This window comes from Autumnicola patrickiae (assembly GCF_031846525.1).
Classification (GTDB): Bacteria; Bacteroidota; Bacteroidia; order Flavobacteriales; family Flavobacteriaceae; genus Autumnicola; species Autumnicola patrickiae.
In genome coordinates, this window is record NZ_JAVRHM010000006.1 from 31,251 (window position 1) to 49,703 (window position 18,453).

Below are 18,453 nucleotides of genomic sequence, written 5' to 3' on the forward strand. Positions count from 1 at the left end.
AATATAGGAAAACCCCTGCTTTTACACTGTGAGAGCGACCTTTAAAGCTCTGAAGTTATTAACAATTTATGTGGAAAACCCGTAGCATTCCCGATGAAAAAAGCGGGTGCTACGGGTTAAACAAACCACACGAAAATTTTTCCTCTAGACTTTGGCTAATTCATCCAATTGCTTCTTTGCAGTAGAAGCTACGTGTGAGGTATTTGCCCTTCCACTTGGATCCAAATCTTCCTGCCATTTTGGAATCCATCTCTTTACCGTTTTAGCTGCACTTTCCTGCGGATAGTGACTATGGAAGATCTCTCTGTAGAAATAAGCTTCTTTTGTAGCAGGAGTATTGTGCGGGAATCTTGTTGCTGCTTCTGCCATTTGCTCATCGCTAACATGCGCAGTTGCATGAGCTATAAGCTCATCTATCCAGTTATAACCTACACCATCACTAAATTGCTCTTTTTGTCTCCATAGCACCTCATCTGGAAGGAAGGGACGCTCTGGAGTGTCAAATGCTTTACGAAGAATGTATTTTTCAACACCGTCATACGTGCTTGGCATTTTTTCTCTTGGCTCGGTTTCTATAGCTGTTTTAAGAAATTGTTTATCCAGGAATGGAACACGTGCTTCCAGACCATGTGCCATTGTAGATTTATCTGCTCTTAAACAATCTGCAGTAGCAAGTCTTTGCACTCTCCTAATTGTTTCTTTCTGAAACTCTTCAGGAGAAGGAGCATTTTTAAAGTACAGGTAACCTCCAAAAATTTCGTCTGCACCTTCACCAGAAAGTACCACCTTCACACCCTTATCTGTTATAGCTTTAGAAAGGAAATACATTGGAGTACTTGCTCTTACCGACGTAACATCATAGGTTTCAAGATGCCATATAAGCTTCTTGAGAATATCTATTCCTTCTTCAACAGTAAAATAAAGCTCTGAGTGTTCTGTTCCTAAAAACTCCGCAACTTTTCTTGCCGCAATTAAATCAGGTGCCGTTTCATCTAAACCAATAGAAAAGGAATGTAATTTTTGACCTGTTCCTTCAAGAAGTCTTGCTGCAATAGAAGAAGTTAATGAAGAATCAAGACCTCCGCTTAACAATACCCCTAAAGGCACATCTGCCATTAAACGTTTTTTGGTTGCAGAGATAAGACTTTCTCTCAGTTTTGCAAGATCCAGCTCCTTTGTTCCTTTTTTGTAATCGTACCAGTCCGGAGTATAATACTCTACAAAACCAGTTTCAGGAGTATAGTAATGTCCCGGAGGAAATGCAGCAAAGCTTGAACATTGGTCTGCCAATGCTTTCATTTCACTTGCAAACCAAATAGCACCATCATCATCGGTTCCGTAGTAAAGTGGCTTCACCCCGATTGGATCACGGGCTGCAATAAAATCTTTTCCATCTACTATTACAAATGAAAACACCCCATCCAATTTGTCTAAAAAATCATAACCATATTCTTCATATAAATGAACAATAACTTCAGAATCTCCCGTTGTACGGAATTTGTGATCTTTTAGTTCATTATTTCTAAGCGCAACGTGATTATATATTTCACCATTATGAATCATCCAGGCTGATGATGTACCCTGGATTGGTTGTTTTCCTGTTTCTAAATCTACAATAGAAAGTCTTTCGTGACTTAATACATAACCTTCTTCGGTTATATGAACATCACTTTCGTCCGGCCCGCGGTGAGACATCCTTTTAGACAGGCTGCTTACTTTCTCTTTACTTAATCGATCTCCGATTACTGCTAAAATTCCACACATGACATTTACGTTATTAATTTGATACAAATATGGGTCGAAGCTTACAGTTTTTAAAACCTTATCCTTTGATTGATTTCATTTGTAAAAAAATTAGTTAGTATTGGCATTTAAACGATAGCTTATCCACCTAATTACCTAATAAAAATTTACAGGTGTAAATATTCTGGATTTTAACAGCATCTAAGTAATTTTTTAACACGAAAGACGTTGTACCTGAAGTATCTTTAAAAAAATTAATGAAATACTTAACAACTAAATTTTAAGAAGTAATGAAAAAATTATTTATAGCTGTATTTGGAATAGTGCTTACTTGCGGAAGCCTTAGTGCACAGGAAGAAAACACTGGTGCTCCCAATTTTACGAAGATGGACAGCAGCCCCATGGATCTCGCTCTTTATAGAAACCAAAATGAAGAACCTGTCGCCCGGGTAATTTACAGCCGACCTCAAAAAAGGGATCGTGAAGTATTTGGTAAACTTGTACCTTATGGGGAAGTATGGCGAACAGGAGCCAATGAGGCAACAGAACTTACTCTTTATAAAGACATGCAGGTGGCCGGAGAAAAAATCCCTCAGGGAACTTATACATTATACACTGTTCCTAATGAAAAGGAATGGACTGTAATCCTTAACAAAAAAACGCTTACATGGGGTGCTTATGAATATTCTAGCGAACAAGATCTCGTAAGAATTACCGTGCCTGTAAGAAAAGCTCCAAATGACATTGAAGCTTTATCTATGGCATTTCAGGAATCTGGTAATGGGGCAGACCTTCTTATAGGCTGGGACGACAGCTATGTGAAAGTTCCTTTTGAACCAACAATGTAAAAATTGGTGCAATCAGTAAGTAGAAAATTAAAAAGCGCCTTTTGGCGCTTTTTTTATGGAATATTAAGATATTTATGAGTTTGCAACGAAACTTTCCACTTTGGATTTTTCATCACATAATCTACGATTAGCGGTATCATTTTTTCCCTGTTGCTCCATTCCGGCTGCAGGTAAAGAATGCAGTTTTCACCAACCTTTGCTGCCTGCTCCTCGGCAAATTTTAGATCGTGTTTATTAAAAACAATCACCTTAAGCTCATTGGCCGCAGCATACACTTCTTCTGTCGGTAATTTTATTTTCTTTGGAGACAGGCAAACCCAATCCCACTGCCCTGTCAATTTATAAGCCCCGGAAGTTTCTATATGGGTTTTACAACCTTTCTCCCTAAGACTCTTCGTTAAAAGCGTCATATCCCAGGTAAGCGGCTCCCCTCCTGTTATCACAACGGTATCACTTTTCGCAGCTGCCTTTTCCACCATTTCACCAATATGTGTAGGTGGATGCACGCCCGCATCCCAACTCTCCTTCACGTCACACCAATGACAGCCTACATCGCAGCCCCCAATCCTTATAAAATATGCCGCAGTGCCCTTAAAAAAACCTTCCCCCTGTATTGTATAAAAATCTTCCATTAAAGGAAGCATTATACCCTCATCTACCAACGCCTGTGTTTCTTTTGTAATCATAGCGTGCAAAGATACGGAAACTCTTAGTTTATAGGTTTAAAATCCTTTTACTTTCCAAGCGGTAAAAAATTTCTTCGGAATTGTGCTTAAATAAAAGTAATTTCACATCATTCTAACCGGAAATCCTGAATTTTTGACCACCTGCAAATCTTTTAATCAGCCCGCTTTATTGCTGCTAACTCTACTGCTGCTCCTACTTTTTAGCGCTTGTAGTACTACCCGAAGTTTAAAAAAGAGCCTTAATAAAGAAATAAGCAAGACAGAAAATCTAAGCCGGGGATTTACAGGTTTTGTTCTTTATGATCCCGGTTCAGAAAAGACAATTTCCGAACATAATTCCGAGAAATATTTTACTCCGGCGTCTAATATCAAAATATTGACTTTTTACGCCGGATTACAGACTTTGGGAGATTCCATTCCCGCGATGAAGTACACCGTCAAAAATGACAGCCTTGTTTTTAAAGCTACCGGCGATCCTTCTTTTTTGAATCCTGATTTGCCCACTTCCGGATTGCTGGAATTTCTGAAGAACCGCGAAGAAAAACTCTTTTATCTGGCACCTTCTTATTTTGAAGAAAAATTTGGACCGGGCTGGGCGTGGGATGATTATAATTACGCCTTTTCTGCGGAAAGAGCTGCTTTTCCGATTTATGGCAATAAGCTGAAGGTTACGTTTAAAGAAAATAATCCTCTTCCGCACACCAAACCATCATTTTTTGAAGACCACATCGCTACTGAAGAAGATTCACTTAAGCATTACCGCGGAATACATAGAAAAATGAATTCCAATGATTTTACTTACATTTCAGAAGAAAATTGGAAGAATTCTGAAGTAACCGTACCCTTTATTTATTCCGAAAAATTGTTTCTGAAACTTCTCAGCGATACGCTACAGAAGGAAATTGAGCCAATTAAAGCCTTGCCTCAAAAATGGCAATTATCGACCTCCTATTACGGAATCGCTGCAGACAGCCTTTACAAAAGAATGCTGCAGGAAAGTGACAATTTTATAGCAGAACAAATCCTGCTTTTAGCTTCAGAAAGCATCTCAGACACTCTAAAATCTGACATTGCGATTGATTTTATAAAGGAAAAACCCCTTAAAAGCCTTCCCGATGAGCCAGTTTGGTTAGATGGCTCCGGACTTTCGCGCTATAACCTCGTCACACCACGAAGTATGGTGAAATTGCTGGAAAAAATTAAAAATGAAGTTGATTGGGAGCGGTTAACCACTCTTTTGCCGGCCGGCGGACAATCAGGAACGCTGAAAAACAGCTTTAAATCTGAAGAACCTTATGTTTTTGCCAAAACCGGAAGTATGAGCAATAATTACAGCTTAAGTGGATACCTTAAAACCAATAATGGTAAAATTTTGATCTTCAGTTTTATGAACAGCAATTTTACGGCAGACAGTGAGCTTCTAAAAAGGCAAATGGAAGAAATAATGCGCTTTATAAAAGACAATTATTAAAAAACTTTTCAGGAAAGTCCTTAAAATGCCTAATTTCGGTAAGTCTCAAGCGTCAAAAATGGAAAGAAGAAAATTTATTCAGAATATTGGAGTTGCAGGAATGGCAATTCCATTGAGTTCCTTCAGCAACAGCACAAATTTTCCCATTTCCGAAGAAATTATACGTCCTAAAGGACTAAAAGAAGGTGATACTATAGGTATTATAAGCCCTGCAAGTGCCATTTTTGAATCTGAGCCTTATGAAATCGCCCGGGAATCGTTTGAAGCCATGGGGTTGAAGGTGAAGTTTGGGAAATTTGCCAAAAACAGGTACGGACATCTCGCAGGAACAGACGAAGAACGAGCGGGCGAAATAAATGAAATGTTTAACGACCCTTCAATAATGGCAATTATCGCCCTTAGAGGTGGCTCCGGCTCGGCAAGAATTTTGGATAAACTGGATTACAACCTCATCAGAAAAAATCCGAAAATATTTATAGGTTACAGTGATATTACAGCCCTGCATTTGGCTATTTTTCAGAAAACGGGCCTCGTAACTTTCCATGGGCCGGTAGCGGTTTCTACGTGGAACAGCTTCAGCACAAAACATTTTAAAAATCTCTTATTCGAGAAGGAGATGCTTACACTTGAAAATCCTTCAGATAAAGGAGATGAACTTACGCAAACAGAAAACAGAATCCGTACTATTAGTCCGGGAAAAGCACGAGGAAAACTGCTTGGCGGAAACCTTTCGGTACTAACCGGGATAATGGGAACCGAGTATTTCCCTGAAGACTGGAAGGGAAAAATATTATATATAGAAGATATTGGCGAGAAAATTTATGCGGTAGACCGCATGATGTCGCAGTTACGACTGGGCGGAGTACTGGAGCAGATTAGCGGATTTGTACTGGGAAAATGCAGCGATTGTGAACCCGGCGGCAGTGGTTTTGGCTCCCTTACCCTGGAAGAAGTGATAAATTCTTATATTGAACCTCTTAATATTCCTGCTTTCACCGGTGCGATGATTGGCCATATTGATGATAATGTTACTATTCCCAACGGTATAGAGGCAGAAATTGATGCTGAAAAAGGAACCATCAGGTTATTAAATGCAGCGGTACGCTAATTTGTAAGAAATTAAAGTGGAGAAAAGACAAAAATTCATTGATCATATTTCCTCCGGCCACCAGCCTAAAGGTCCTTATATCTATTTGGGTGCGGCAATGTACAATGGAGAAACTATTCCGGAAGCCGCTGTAAAGATTCCGCTAAAAATGATGAACCGGCACGGACTAATCGCCGGTGCCACGGGAACCGGAAAATCGAAAACCCTCCAGATCCTTGCCGAAAATCTTTCGGAACAAGGAGTTCCGGTTTTATTAATGGACGTAAAGGGAGATCTTAGCGGCATTGCAAAACCTTCTAATGGAGAGGCTTTTCTACATGACAGACATAAAAAAATTGGATTTCCATACGAAGCGAAGGCTGCTCCGGTTGAGATTTTAAGTATTTCTGAACAAAAAGGAGTGCGGTTAAGAGCCACCGTAAGCGAATTTGGGCCGGTACTGCTTTCCCGAATTCTAGATGTCACCCCAACGCAGGCGGGAATTATGGCAATTATCTTTAAATATTGTGATGACAATCACCTTCCGCTTCTGGATCTTAAAGATCTTAAGAAGGTGCTGCAATACGCTACAGATGAAGGCCGGGAAGAAATAGAGAACGAATACGGAAGAATTTCTTCAGCCTCTACAGGAGCTATTCTTAGAAAGATTGTGAGCCTCGAACAACAGGGAGCAGAGCTGTTTTTTGGCGAACGTTCTTTTGATGTGAAAGATCTTACCCGAAAGGATGAAAACGGAAAAGGATTTGTAAATATTTTCAGGCTCACCGATATTCAGGACAAGCCTGCGCTGTTTTCTACTTTTATGCTGAGTTTGCTCGCCGAAATTTACACTACTTTTCCTGAAAAAGGCGACAGCGAAAAACCAGAACTGGTAATGTTTATAGACGAAGCGCACCTGATTTTTGATCAGGCTTCCAAAGCGCTTCTCAATCAGATAGAGAGTATCATTAAGCTAATACGGTCCAAAGGCGTCGGAATTTACTTTGTTACGCAAAATCCCACAGACGTTCCTTCAGAAGTACTTGGACAATTAGGGCTTAAGATTCAGCATGCTTTGCGGGCCTTTACTGCCAAAGACCGGAAAGCAATAAAATTAACTTCAGAAAATTATCCGATTTCTGAATTTTACGATACAAAAAATGAAATAACGGCGTTAGGTACAGGAGAAGCCTTAATTTCTGCATTGGATGAAAAAGGACGCCCGGGGCCGCTGGCAGCTACAATGCTGAGAGCGCCCATGAGCAGGATGGATATTTTAACGGGAGGGGAACTGGATGAAATAATCGACCAATCTAAACTCGCTGATAAATATAATGAGGATATTGATCGCGAGAGTGCCTACGAAATCCTTTTAGAAAAAATAAAAGAAGCTGAAGAGGAACAGGCAAAAGATAAAGCAAGGTCTGAAAGAAAAACTATAAAGAATTCAAGTTCCCAAACAAAAACAAAGACTGAAGGAGCTATAATAAAAGTATTGACCAGTGCTACATTTATAAGAGGAGTTATGGGTGTATTAAACAAGCTTATAAAATAATCTAAACCTAAATATGAAAAACAACCTTCTACTTTTACTAGTAAGTTTTCTTGTGTTTTCCTGCAACAATGATGAAAATGACCCATACCTCATCACTCCCACACAGGTAGGAAAAATTAAAAAAGACACCAGGATTAATCAGCTCGATTCAATTTTTGCTGAAGATTCTATCATAAGACAAACCAGCGGACCAGAACAGTTTAGATCAACAGATGAAATAAGAATATTTGAAAAAGGAGGAAAATCTCTAATGTACCTTGAGCCGTTACAGGAATTTGATTCTACAAGTACTATTGGATATCTAAGAATATTGGATCCCAGGTACGAGACCAAAGAGGGTTTGAATATTAGCAGTACTTTTAAGGATATTGTGGAGAATTACAATATTTCCAGAATTGAAAATACACTTAATGCTGCAGTGGTTTTTCTTGATGACATCAATGCCTATATTACCATAGATAAGAAGGAACTTCCGTCAAGTTTAAGATATGACACTGATACCAGAATTCGTGCATCCCAAATTCCTGATGAAGCCAAAATTAAGTACTTTATGATTTACTGGAATTAAAATGAGACGTTCATTTTATTTATAAAAAAAGGTTACGGAAGAAAATCCGGAACCTTTTTTTATTCAGCTGTTTTTTGCAATTCTAGTCTACATTATCATGTAGAAAAGAGTTATTTCTTCTGAATTGTAAATCGTCGTTATCATCCTTTCCCAGGCTTGTCCTTGAAAGCTTGCTTTCTCCAGGTCTGTTATCATCAAGATCCACACCCTGTCTTTTGTAAGCAGGTTGCTTTTCTATCTCATCTATTTGAGCAGCATTACTTCTGAATTTATAATTGAACTCTTTCATTTTAGCACGTCGCTCTGCAGCACGTTCAATTAGCATTTCTGAAATTGGATTATTAAAAGGATCTTCCTCTTCTCCTGAACCCTGATTTCTTTCCGGAGTTGGAGCCACAGTCTTTTTTTCAAAAGCAATGGTTTCGTCTTTTGGCTCCTCCTTTTTTACGGGTTTGGAATTTTCCAGTTTCTGCTCAAATTCCATATAATCATCTAGGCTGTACCGCTTCACTCCCTGCGCAGAATTTTCGGTTACAGGGATGATTTCTACCGGCTCATTAACTTCAATATTCCTGGCTTCGTGAGAGGTGTTTTTCTCTTCTTCTCTTCTTTCTTGTTTCCTATGCTGCGGAATTGCAGGTTTGGATTTTTCCTTTTCTTCATTTATAGGAAAATCGAAAGTAAACATGATCTGATCGTCATTTGCCTCTTCAGGCTCATCCACTTGCGCCTCGGGAAAATCTTCTTCAGAAGCATCATTTATTATAAAGTCTTCAGGATTTATCTCCTCATAAACTACATCCATATTTCTTGCGGAAGGTGGCGTGTAAAGATTATCGTCCTTTTTAGTGGAAATATTTCCAACCTCATCCACTTCTTCGATATCTTCATCCAGCGTATGAACAATTTTACTTTCTTCCGGCTCTTCCTGCGTGTCTTCAGCAATGTTTTCTTCAAAAGAAGAAGCGTAATAGCCACCTTTCTTCGGCATTAAATCATGCTCTGCCTTTTGCTCATCTTCTAAAGTATGGATGATCTTTTTGGTTTCGGTATTAACAATTTCATCCTGCTGCTCTACATTAAAACCCGTTGCAATAATTGTTACTGCAATAGCATCATCCAGCGCCTCGTCTTCACCAACACCCATAATGATATTTGCGCTGTGACCGGCTTCTGCCTGGATGTGGTCGTTAATTTCACCAATTTCGTCTATTGTAATTTCTTCGGCACCAGAAACGATAAGCAGTAATACATTTTGTGCACCGGTAATTTTATTGTCATTCAGCAATGGAGAATCGAGCGCTTTACGAATTGCATCGTTAGCCCTGTCGGCACCAGATGCGCTCGCAGAACCCATTATAGCAGTACCACTATTGCTCAATACTGTCTTGGCATCGCGCAAGTCAATGTTTTGAGTATAGTGATGGGTAATAACTTCAGCAATACCTCTGGAGGCTGTTGCCAAAACTTCATCGGCTTTGGAGAAACCGGCTTTAAAACCGAGGTTTCCGTATACCTCGCGAAGCTTGTTATTGTTAATTACAATAAGTGAATCTACATGAGAACGCAATTTTTCAACTCCCAGCTGAGCTTGTTCATTACGCATTTTTCCTTCAAACTGAAAAGGAATGGTAACGATACCTACGGTAAGGATCCCCATGTCCTTTGCCTGTTTGGCAATTACGGGAGCCGCACCTGTACCGGTTCCACCACCCATCCCGGCAGTAATAAACACCATTTTGGTATTTACATCCAGCATCTGCTTAATCTCGTCAAAACTCTCTACTGCAGCCTGCTCGCCCACACTGGGGTTTGCACCTGCACCAAGCCCTTCGGTAAGGCTAACCCCCAGTTGGATTTTATTGGGTACCGAACTGTTATCCAATGCCTGCGCATCTGTATTACAGACTACGAAATCTACTCCTTTAATTCCTAACTGAAACATATGGTTAATGGCATTGCTACCACCACCTCCTACGCCTATTACTTTTATGACGTTTGATTGATTTTTCGGTAAATCGAATGAAATGTCTCCAAATTCTGTACTGCTCATAAATTCAATTTTACTGGTTGTATGTTGTATTACTCTGCGTTATCTAAAAAATCTTTAAACTTCTCTGCCCATTTATCAAAAATGCTTTTCCTGGGCTCTTTTCGTTGAGAATCTGAACTTTCCTGTGCGAAAGTTTCATCTTCCGGATCATCAGAAATTTCCTCCCCTACTTCATGTGCGTCATCTTCTTTTTTAAGAACAACTTCTTCCTGAAAACGGCTTTTGCTTTGTTCCAGGCTGTTCATTACCAGACCAACGGCGGTTGCGTAAACCGGACTGGTAGTTTCAGAATCGTTAGTACCGGCAAGATGCTCGTTTGGATAACCAATCCTGGTATCCATTCCGGTAATATATTCTGCCAACTGCTTAAGATGTTTTAACTGTGCGCCACCGCCCGTTAATACCATCCCGGCAATCAGTTTCTTCTTTTGTTCCTCGTGGCCGTAATTTTTGATCTCCAGGTAAACCTGCTCAATAATTTCGACTACTCTGGCATGGATAATCTTTGAAAGGTTTTTAAGGGTAATTTCCTTAGGTTCCCTACCACGTAATCCCGGAATAGAAACGATTTCATTATCCTTATTTTCCCCCGGCCATGCAGAACCGAATTTTATCTTCAGTAATTCTGCCTGTTTCTCAATAATTGAGCAACCTTCTTTAATATCTTCAGTAATCACATTTCCGCCGAAAGGAATCACAGCGGTATGCCTGATTATCCCGTCCTTGAAAATTGCCAAATCTGTCGTACCACCACCAATATCAATTAAGGCCACTCCGGCTTCTTTCTCTTCCTGACTCAAAACAGCGTTTGCTGAAGCCAGCGGCTCCAGGGTAACTGCAGAAAGTTCGAGTCCCGCGCTTTTAACGCATCTTCCGATGTTCCTTATCGAAGAAACCTGACCTACCACCACATGAAAATTGGCTTCCAGACGGCCGCCGTACATCCCGATAGGCTCTTTAATTTCGGCCTGGCCATCTACTTTAAATTCCTGCGGAAGCACATGTATAATTTCCTCTCCCGGCAGCATCACCAGTTTATGAACCTGATTGCAAAGAGTATGAATATCCTCTGCATCTATAACCTCATCTGGGTTTGGTCTTGTAATATAATCGCTGTGTTGTAAACTTCTTATATGTTGCCCGGCAATCCCCACCACAACATCTTCAATTTTTAATCCTGAATCTGCTTCAGCTTCCTGAATAGCCTGCTGGATAGACTGGATCGTTTGGGTAATATTATTTACCACACCACGATGCACGCCTAGACTTTTGGACTTCCCGATCCCGACAATTTCTACTTTGCCGTACTCGTTCTTACGTCCAATCATGGCTACAATCTTGGTAGTTCCAATGTCTAATCCTACTGCTATCTCCTTCTGTTCCATAAATTATTTTTTAGTGCAAACAACCTGATTACCAAATTGCAAGTTCACTTTTCTGTAGGTATTTAACTTATCGTCCTTAAGAGCTTTCTTGTAAAAAGCTTTAAAGTTGTTGAACTTTAATTCTATATGCTCTGCCTTGCCGAAATACACCATAAAATCCAGCTTTCTCATTTCCAGCTCAAATTTCCCGGTGCTCAGGCGGTTTATTCCTGTTATATGTTGGGTTAAAAATTCATCATTTTTAATATAATCCAAAAGCGGATAAGCCTCTACCACATTCCCGCCGTCAAAGCCAAACATTAGCGGCACCCTTGCGGAATAATATGGCGAAAGCGGCATTAACTCCCCGTTTTTATCCAGGTAAAAAGAGGAATTTCCCATTACCCTACCAATAGGTTTACGCTGACTGATTTTCGCCTGAAGCTTCCCGTCGAGGGTTAAATAAACTTCAGCATTTTCAATCATATCGTGGTTATTCAAAAGTGTTTCTACCCTATTCAAATCTAAAGTTTCTTTGTCCATGTTTGGAACGGCCACTTTATTTTGTATCAACAATTTATTAACCGCTTCCTCAGTCACATACAGGTTTTCATCGGCCGTAAACCGAACAGCTACTTCATTGATTTTACGTGCTTTCTGCCTTTTTTCAGCAAAACCAAAAAGGAAGGCTACGAGACCAATCAGTAAAATCGCTTTTATATATCCTAAACCTGATTTCATTGCAGCGCTAATTTTACTTTTTCTACTTCCTCTCCAATGTCTCCGGCGCCCATCAAAACAACCACTTCAGCGTTTGCGCCTTTTATTTTTTCTGAAATGTTTTCCTTCTGAATAAGCTCTTTATTCTCATTATTAATTTTGTCCAGAAGCCATGCTGAAGTAATTCCTTCTACCGGAAGTTCCCGTGCCGGATAAATATCCAACAACATTACCTGATCAAATTTGCTGAGGCTTTCAGCAAAGTCATCTGCGAAGTCCTTTGTCCTGCTGAATAAATGCGGCTGAAAAACAGCCAGAACTTTCTTTCCTGCATGCATTTCCCGAACAGCTTGATAAACCGCTGAAATTTCTGCAGGATGATGTGCATAATCATCTATAAGAACAAGATTTTCAGATTTAATTTTATAGGAAAATCTTCGTTTCACTCCTTTAAAACTATACAAAGCCCCGGCAAGCTGATTCGTGGGGGAACCGTATTCTATCGCCATCGCCAGGGCTGTTATAGCATTTAGCAAATTGTGTTTGCCGGGTAGAAAAAACTGTAAATTTTTTATCGTCTCTTTCGGAGTTTTTAAATCGAAGTTATAGGCTCCGTTTTTTATTTCAATATTTATCGCTGAAAAATCAGCATTATCGTCTATTCCAATTGTTGTGCCTTCCAAAGGCAGTCCATTCCGCACAAATAACCTGCCATTGGCAGGAACCAGGGCAGCAAATTTTCTAAAGGTGGCCTGTAATTGCTCATTTTCGCCATAGATATCCAAATGATCTGCATCCATAGAAGTAATTGCAGCAATATTTGGCGATAATTGTAAAAATGAACGATCAAATTCATCTGCTTCAGCAACAATTACTTCGTCGCCCTGCATAATGAGGTTACTTTGGATATCTTCACTAATTCCGCCGAGAAAAGCTGTTACTTTTGCACCGGTTTCCTTCAAAATATGCGCTAAAATAGCCGTTGTAGTCGTTTTTCCATGTGTACCGGCGACTGCAAGTGTCAATTTCTTCTGCGTTACCATTCCCAGCACCACTGCTCGCTTTTTCAGATTATAATTATTGGCTTCGAAGTATTTATACTGATCATGTCCTGTGGGAATGGCCGGAGTATAAACGACAAGCGAATTTTTGTCTGAAATAATGGCATCCGGAATTTGCCCAATATCGTCCTTATAAATAACCACAATCCCTTCTTCCTCCAGCTTTTTTGTGAGCGGAGTAGGAGTTTTATCGTAACCGGAAACATACTTCCCCTTTGCTTTGAAATATCGCGCAAGGGCACTCATCCCGATTCCACCGATCCCGATAAAATAAAAGTTTTGTATGTTATTGATATCGTTCAAATTTCGCTATTTCTAATTCTCTATTTTATTTATCAGCTTTTCCACCTCATCTACAATATTTGCTGTAGCATTTGGCAGCGCCATTTTTTTAATATTCTCTCCCAATTCCTTTTGTTTTGCTTCGGAATTCACCAAATCGAAAAAAGTTTTTTCAAATTTTTCTTCCAGTTCAGCTTCAGTTAAAGTAAGTGCTGCATTATTTTCTGTAAGCGCCATCGCGTTTTTTGTCTGATGATCTTCAGCAACGTTTGGCGACGGAATAAACAGTACAGGTTTCCCTACAATACTTAATTCTGAAACGCTTCCTGCTCCTGCGCGGGAAATAATAACATCTGCCGCGGCATAAGCCCGGTCCATCCGGTTAAGAAATTCATAGGTCTGCACCAGGTCGCTGTTATGCTTCCGGTATTCATCATAATATAATTTTCCTGTCTGCCAGATAAGCTGAATGTTTTCTTTTTCAAATTTCGGAACCCAGGTTTCTATTAACTGGTTTATTCTCCTTGCACCTAAACTTCCGCCAATTACCAACACAGTTTTCTTCTTCTTGTCCAGATGGAAAAAACGCTGTGCTTCTTCCCTCTTTTCAGAAACTTTTAAAAGATCCAGCCTCACAGGATTCCCTGTAATTACAGTTTTTTCAGCAGGAAAGAACCGCTTTACTTCCTCGTAAGCCGCACAAATTACATTGGCTTGTTTTGACAAAATCCTGTTGGTTATTCCCGGATAAGAATTCTGCTCCTGGAGCAAAGTCGGAATTTTGTTGGAAACCGCCACCCGAAGCAATGGCCCACTGGCAAAACCGCCTGTCCCTATTACCACATCGGGATTAAACCTTCTTACAATTTTCCGGCTCTTGCTCAAACTACTGTATAGCTTAAATGGAAACATCAGGTTCTTCAGGGAAATTTTCCTCTCAATTCCGCTGATCCACAAACCTTCAATATCATAACCTGCCTGCGGAACTTTTTCCATTTCCATACGATCTTTAGCTCCTACAAAGATAATTTCGGAATTGGGGTAACGTCTGCGAATTTCATCGGCAATAGCGATGGCCGGGTAGATATGTCCACCGGTCCCTCCTCCTGATAATATGACACGCAAGTTCTCTTTCACTTTAGATCGCTTCACTTAATATATCTAACGGATTTTCATCATCAGTCTCCTGAGATTCCGCTTCTTTAATTTCTTCTCTCTTTGCACTAACACTAAGAATAATTCCCAGCGCCATGCAAGTCATCCAGATGGACGTTCCACCGCTACTTATTAGCGGCAGTGTTTGCCCCGTTACCGGAAATAATTCCACTGCTACAGCCATATTTACCAGCGCCTGGAATACAATGGGAATTCCCACCCCCATTACCAGCAGTTTTCCAAAAACTGTATTCGCTTTAGTAGCGACAATTACAATTCTGAAAAGCAGCATTAGATATGCCAGCATAACTCCAAAAGCCCCTATCAGCCCCATTTCTTCAACGATTATTGCATAGATAAAATCTGAAGAAGATTGCGGTAAAAAATTCCTTTGTACAGATTTTCCAATTCCAGTACCTGTGATCCCCCCTCTTGCAATGGCAATTTTCGCTTTCTCGATCTGATAATCTGCTTCAGTATCGCCATCGTTTGTAAAACTATCTATCCGGCTTGCCCAGGTATCCACCCTGCTAGGCAGTACTCCCGGAAAAGCTTTTGCTGTAAGCACGAAAATTGCCAAAAAAACGAGTCCGACTCCCACAATGGCAGCAAGATATTTTAAAGGATATCCACCCAGGAACATTAAAACCAGCGTCATTGCAAAAATTAATGCTGCAGTAGAAAAGTTAGCCGGGAGAATAAGCGTTAGAATCAGAAAAACCGGCAGCCACAAAGGCAAAATAGTCTCCTTGAAAGTGACCGTTCTTTCTGTAATTTTAGATAAATACCGCGCCACATAAACCATAAGCACTACTGAAGCCAAAGTAGATGACTGAAAGGAAACACCTAAAACAGGGATTTGTATCCATCTACTGGCATAAGCACCCCCAATAAAAGTGCCTTGTGCTACGGTATATATAAGCAAAACTATAATAACGGGCAGCATTAAAATCGAGAGTCCGCGAAAATAAGTATACGGAATACGATGCACCGCAAAGAGCAAACAAAATCCCAGCAGCAGATGAAAGAAATGCACCACAAGATAATTGAAGGTGCTTCCATCTCCATGAAGATAAGCAAGATTACTACTGGCGCTATAAACCGGCAGGAACGAAAAAATTGCCAACAGCCCCGCGGTAGCCCAGATAACCTTGTCTCCTTTAAGATTTGAAAAAATACTGCTCATTTGTTACTTAACTCTTGTTCCAGACCTCACAGATTTTGAAAACCTGTGAGGTCTTATCAACACTCTATAAATTTCTCACCGCTTCTTTAAACTGGCGTCCCCTGTCTTCATAGTTTTCAAAAAGATCAAAACTTGCACATGCCGGTGAAAGCAAAACGCTTTCGTTTTTTTCTGCAATTTTGTAGGCGATCTTAACTGCTTCGTCCATAGATTGTGTTTCCACAATGGTATCCACGCAGTTTCCAAATGCCGCCATAATCTTGGCATTGTCTACACCAAGGCAGATAATGGCTTTTACTTTTTCGTTTACCAAAGGCAGCAAATCGCTGTAAACATTGCCTTTGTCTACCCCTCCAACAATCCAAACTGTCTCGGTTTCCATACTTTCCAAAGCATAAAAGGTTGCATTGATGTTGGTAGCTTTAGAATCGTTGATGTACATTACATTATTGATCTTAAGCACCTTTTCCAGGCGATGTTCCACACCCTGGAAATTCTCCATACTTTCCCGAATAGTTTGTTTCCTGATTCGTAAAAGTTGAGCAACCGTTGAGGCCGCCATCGCATTCTTTGTGTTGTGCTTGCCCTGAAGGCTAAGATCTGTTGTTGGCATATTAAACTGGGTGTTATTAATTTTTACTATTATTTCATCATTCTCCAAAAAAGCACCATTTTCAAACTTTTTCTCGAGGGAAAAAGGTAGTTTTTGTGCTTTAATAGGGTTTTTCTTGAGCCACTTCATGATATTTTCATCATCTGCATCGTAAATGAAGTAATCTGCTTCTGTTTGATTCTTTGTTATTCTAAACTTGGATTCTATATAATTATCCAGACTGTATTCATATCGATCTAAATGATCTGCAGTTATATTCGTTAAAACGGCAATTTTCGGCCTGAAGTTGAGGATTCCATCCAATTGAAAACTACTCAGCTCCAGCACATACCAGTCAAACTCATTCTCCGCAACCTGTTTAGCAAAACTATCTCCTACATTCCCGGCCATCCCTGCGGAAATATTTCCGCTTTTAAGGATATGGTGGACAAATTTTGTAGTGGTTGTTTTTCCGTTGCTTCCTGTAATACCAATTACTTCTGCGGAAGTAAATTCTGAAGCAAATTCAATTTCAGAGATCACAGGAACACCTTTGCCCTTCAGTTTTAAAACCAATGGAGCATTATCAGGTATGCCCGGACTCTTCATCACTACTGAAGCTGTGAGAATCCTTTCTTCAGAATGAGTATTCTCCTCCCAATCGATTTCATGATGTTCAAGAACTTCCCTGTACTTATCTTTTATCTTTCCCTTATCAGAAACAAAAACTTCAAAGCCCTCCTTTTTGGCCAATATTGCTATGCCTACCCCACTTTCGCCTCCTCCCAGGATTGCAATGCTCTTTCTATCCATATTATCTCACTTTCAGGGTAACTACTGTTACAATCGCCAGGAAAATCCCAACGATCCAGAATCGGACTACAATTTTGCTTTCATGATGCCCTTTCTTCTGATAATGATGATGCAGAGGGGACATCAGGAATATTCTGCGGCCTTGTCCGTATTTTTGTTTGGTGTACTTAAACCATCCTACCTGCATTACTACAGACAAATTCTCCATCAGGAAAATTCCGCAGAGAATAGGAATGAGTAATTCTTTTCTGGTCGCTATAGCTAAAACGGCAATTATCCCCCCAATGGTAAGGCTGCCGGTATCTCCCATAAAAACCTGTGCCGGATAAGTGTTGTACCATAAAAAACCGACTAAAGCACCCGCCATTGCCGTTATATAAATTGTCATTTCTCCAGAGCGCGGGATATACATGATATTCAGATAATCTGAAAAAATGATATTTCCCGAAACCCACGCAAAAATCCCCAGCGTGAGGACAATAATTGCTGAAGAACCTGCAGCGAGTCCATCTACACCATCGGTAAGATTGGCTCCATTGGAAACTGCGGTTACAATGAAGATCACAATCGGAATAAAGATTAACCAGGCATATTTTGAATAATCCGGATTGATCCAGGTGATTAAACTTGCATAATCAAATTCATTATTCTTAACAAAAGGAATTGTAGTTGTGGTAGTTTTTTGTTCCGGCCCCATTTCCCTAAGTTCTCCTGCTTCCAAAAGTTCCTGATTTGGCACTACAGAATTTGCCTCTTCCTTTACCGTAATGCCGGGATGAAAATACATAGTACCGCCAACAATTAAACCCAATCCCACCTGGCCTATAACCTTGAAAACGCCCTTAAGACCTTCTTTATCCTTCTTAAAAGTTTTTATATAATCGTCCAGAAAACCTATAGCTCCCATCCAGAGCGTAGTCACGATTAGCAAAATGACATAAATATTCTCCAGCTTTGCAAAAAGGAGAACCGGAATAAGTGTGGCAATTATAATTATTAAACCACCCATTGTAGGAGTTCCTGCTTTTTCACTCTGCCCTTTGAGCCCAAGTTCACGCACACTTTCACCTACTTGTTTAGCCAGCAGGTAATTAATTATCTTTTTACCATATATCGTAGAAATTGCCAAAGACAAAATAATAGCCATAGCAGATCTAAAGGAAATATATCCAAACAACCCCGCTCCCGGAATTTGATATTCTGATCCTAAATATTCAAATAGATAGTATAACATACTTTATCTTTCAGATCTTTCCTTTTTAAGGAAAA

15 protein-coding genes are annotated in these 18,453 nt (G+C 40.0%); 5 read left to right on the top strand and 10 right to left on the bottom strand.

The window, feature by feature from the left end; translation table 11 throughout:
* Positions 1-144: 144 nt before the first annotated feature.
* Positions 145-1,764: an asparagine synthase B gene (asnB, locus tag RM549_RS06695; RefSeq protein WP_311683041.1), complete on the bottom strand. Its 1,620-nt coding sequence runs from the start codon at positions 1,762-1,764 to the stop codon at positions 145-147.
* Between the two features lie 269 nt (positions 1,765-2,033).
* On the opposite strand from asnB, the gene RM549_RS06700 reads away from it, so the two are divergent.
* Positions 2,034-2,591, top strand: a complete 558-nt coding sequence (locus RM549_RS06700; protein WP_311683043.1) for a DUF2911 domain-containing protein — start codon at positions 2,034-2,036, stop codon at positions 2,589-2,591.
* 53 nt (positions 2,592-2,644) lie between these two features.
* On the opposite strand, the gene RM549_RS06705 is transcribed toward RM549_RS06700, so the two are convergent.
* Positions 2,645-3,277: a 7-carboxy-7-deazaguanine synthase QueE gene (locus RM549_RS06705; protein WP_311683044.1), complete on the bottom strand. Its 633-nt coding sequence runs from the start codon at positions 3,275-3,277 to the stop codon at positions 2,645-2,647.
* A gap of 133 nt (positions 3,278-3,410) precedes the next feature.
* Between RM549_RS06705 and RM549_RS06710 the strand changes: the two genes are divergently transcribed.
* The 4 genes from RM549_RS06710 to RM549_RS06725 are packed head-to-tail and all read left to right on the top strand — an operon-like array spanning position 3,411 to position 7,958.
* Positions 3,411-4,748 (top strand): D-alanyl-D-alanine carboxypeptidase/D-alanyl-D-alanine-endopeptidase, encoded by a 1,338-nt coding sequence (locus RM549_RS06710; protein WP_311683047.1) that lies wholly within the window; start codon positions 3,411-3,413, stop codon positions 4,746-4,748.
* A 58-nt stretch (positions 4,749-4,806) separates the two neighbouring features.
* Positions 4,807-5,856: a S66 peptidase family protein gene (locus tag RM549_RS06715; RefSeq protein WP_311683048.1), complete on the top strand. Its 1,050-nt coding sequence runs from the start codon at positions 4,807-4,809 to the stop codon at positions 5,854-5,856.
* A 16-nt stretch (positions 5,857-5,872) separates the two neighbouring features.
* The gene (locus tag RM549_RS06720) at positions 5,873-7,390 is read left to right on the top strand and encodes a helicase HerA-like domain-containing protein (RefSeq protein ID WP_311683050.1); all 1,518 of its coding nucleotides are present in this window, start codon (positions 5,873-5,875) and stop codon (positions 7,388-7,390) included.
* A 13-nt stretch (positions 7,391-7,403) separates the two neighbouring features.
* Positions 7,404-7,958, top strand: coding sequence for a hypothetical protein (locus RM549_RS06725; protein ID WP_311683052.1), 555 nt, complete (start codon positions 7,404-7,406; stop codon positions 7,956-7,958).
* Positions 7,959-8,040: 82 nt separating this feature from the next.
* Here the strand turns inward: RM549_RS06725 and ftsZ are convergent, their stop codons facing one another.
* The 8 genes from ftsZ to mraY all read right to left on the bottom strand — a co-directional run bounded on the left by ftsZ (position 8,041) and on the right by mraY (position 18,418).
* Positions 8,041-10,011, bottom strand: a complete 1,971-nt coding sequence (ftsZ, locus tag RM549_RS06730; protein WP_311683054.1) for a cell division protein FtsZ — start codon at positions 10,009-10,011, stop codon at positions 8,041-8,043.
* Between the two features lie 29 nt (positions 10,012-10,040).
* Positions 10,041-11,396 (bottom strand): cell division protein FtsA, encoded by a 1,356-nt coding sequence (gene ftsA, locus RM549_RS06735; protein WP_311683055.1) that lies wholly within the window; start codon positions 11,394-11,396, stop codon positions 10,041-10,043.
* 3 nt (positions 11,397-11,399) lie between these two features.
* A complete protein-coding gene (locus RM549_RS06740) occupies positions 11,400-12,116 on the bottom strand; it encodes a cell division protein FtsQ/DivIB (RefSeq protein WP_311683056.1) in 717 nt (238 codons plus the stop codon).
* Positions 12,113-13,459 carry a UDP-N-acetylmuramate--L-alanine ligase gene (murC, locus tag RM549_RS06745; RefSeq protein WP_311683058.1) on the bottom strand — a complete coding sequence of 449 codons (1,347 nt, stop codon included), beginning with the start codon at positions 13,457-13,459 and terminating at the stop codon, positions 12,113-12,115. Before murC ends, RM549_RS06740 begins: the two co-directional genes overlap by 4 nt.
* Positions 13,460-13,471: 12 nt before the next feature.
* On the bottom strand, positions 13,472-14,575 hold the full coding sequence (gene murG, locus RM549_RS06750) for an undecaprenyldiphospho-muramoylpentapeptide beta-N-acetylglucosaminyltransferase (protein WP_311683060.1): 1,104 nt from the start codon (positions 14,573-14,575) through the stop codon (positions 13,472-13,474).
* Between the two features lies 1 nt (position 14,576).
* A complete protein-coding gene (locus RM549_RS06755) occupies positions 14,577-15,779 on the bottom strand; it encodes an FtsW/RodA/SpoVE family cell cycle protein (RefSeq protein WP_311683063.1) in 1,203 nt (400 codons plus the stop codon).
* A gap of 64 nt (positions 15,780-15,843) precedes the next feature.
* A complete protein-coding gene (gene murD, locus RM549_RS06760) occupies positions 15,844-17,184 on the bottom strand; it encodes a UDP-N-acetylmuramoyl-L-alanine--D-glutamate ligase (RefSeq protein ID WP_311683065.1) in 1,341 nt (446 codons plus the stop codon).
* 1 nt (position 17,185) lies between these two features.
* A complete protein-coding gene (gene mraY / locus RM549_RS06765) occupies positions 17,186-18,418 on the bottom strand; it encodes a phospho-N-acetylmuramoyl-pentapeptide-transferase (RefSeq protein WP_311683067.1) in 1,233 nt (410 codons plus the stop codon).
* Between the last annotated feature and the right edge of the window lie 35 nt (positions 18,419-18,453).

Excerpts from the sequence above, each read along its gene's own strand:
- RM549_RS06705 (WP_311683044.1), bottom strand. The coding sequence starts at position 3,277 with ATGATTACAAAAGAAACACAGGCGTTGGTAGATGAGGGTATAATGCTT.
- RM549_RS06755 (WP_311683063.1), bottom strand. The coding sequence starts at position 15,779 with ATGAGCAGTATTTTTTCAAATCTTAAAGGAGACAAGGTTATCTGGGCT.
- RM549_RS06715 (WP_311683048.1), top strand. The coding sequence starts at position 4,807 with ATGGAAAGAAGAAAATTTATTCAGAATATTGGAGTTGCAGGAATGGCA.
- mraY (WP_311683067.1), bottom strand. The coding sequence starts at position 18,418 with ATGTTATACTATCTATTTGAATATTTAGGATCAGAATATCAAATTCCG.
- ftsA (WP_311683055.1), bottom strand. The coding sequence starts at position 11,396 with ATGGAACAGAAGGAGATAGCAGTAGGATTAGACATTGGAACTACCAAG.
- ftsZ (WP_311683054.1), bottom strand. The coding sequence starts at position 10,011 with ATGAGCAGTACAGAATTTGGAGACATTTCATTCGATTTACCGAAAAAT.
- RM549_RS06725 (WP_311683052.1), top strand. The coding sequence starts at position 7,404 with ATGAAAAACAACCTTCTACTTTTACTAGTAAGTTTTCTTGTGTTTTCC.
- RM549_RS06700 (WP_311683043.1), top strand. The coding sequence starts at position 2,034 with ATGAAAAAATTATTTATAGCTGTATTTGGAATAGTGCTTACTTGCGGA.
- RM549_RS06740 (WP_311683056.1), bottom strand. The coding sequence starts at position 12,116 with ATGAAATCAGGTTTAGGATATATAAAAGCGATTTTACTGATTGGTCTC.
- asnB (WP_311683041.1), bottom strand. The coding sequence starts at position 1,764 with ATGTGTGGAATTTTAGCAGTAATCGGAGATCGATTAAGTAAAGAGAAA.
- murD (WP_311683065.1), bottom strand. The coding sequence starts at position 17,184 with ATGGATAGAAAGAGCATTGCAATCCTGGGAGGAGGCGAAAGTGGGGTA.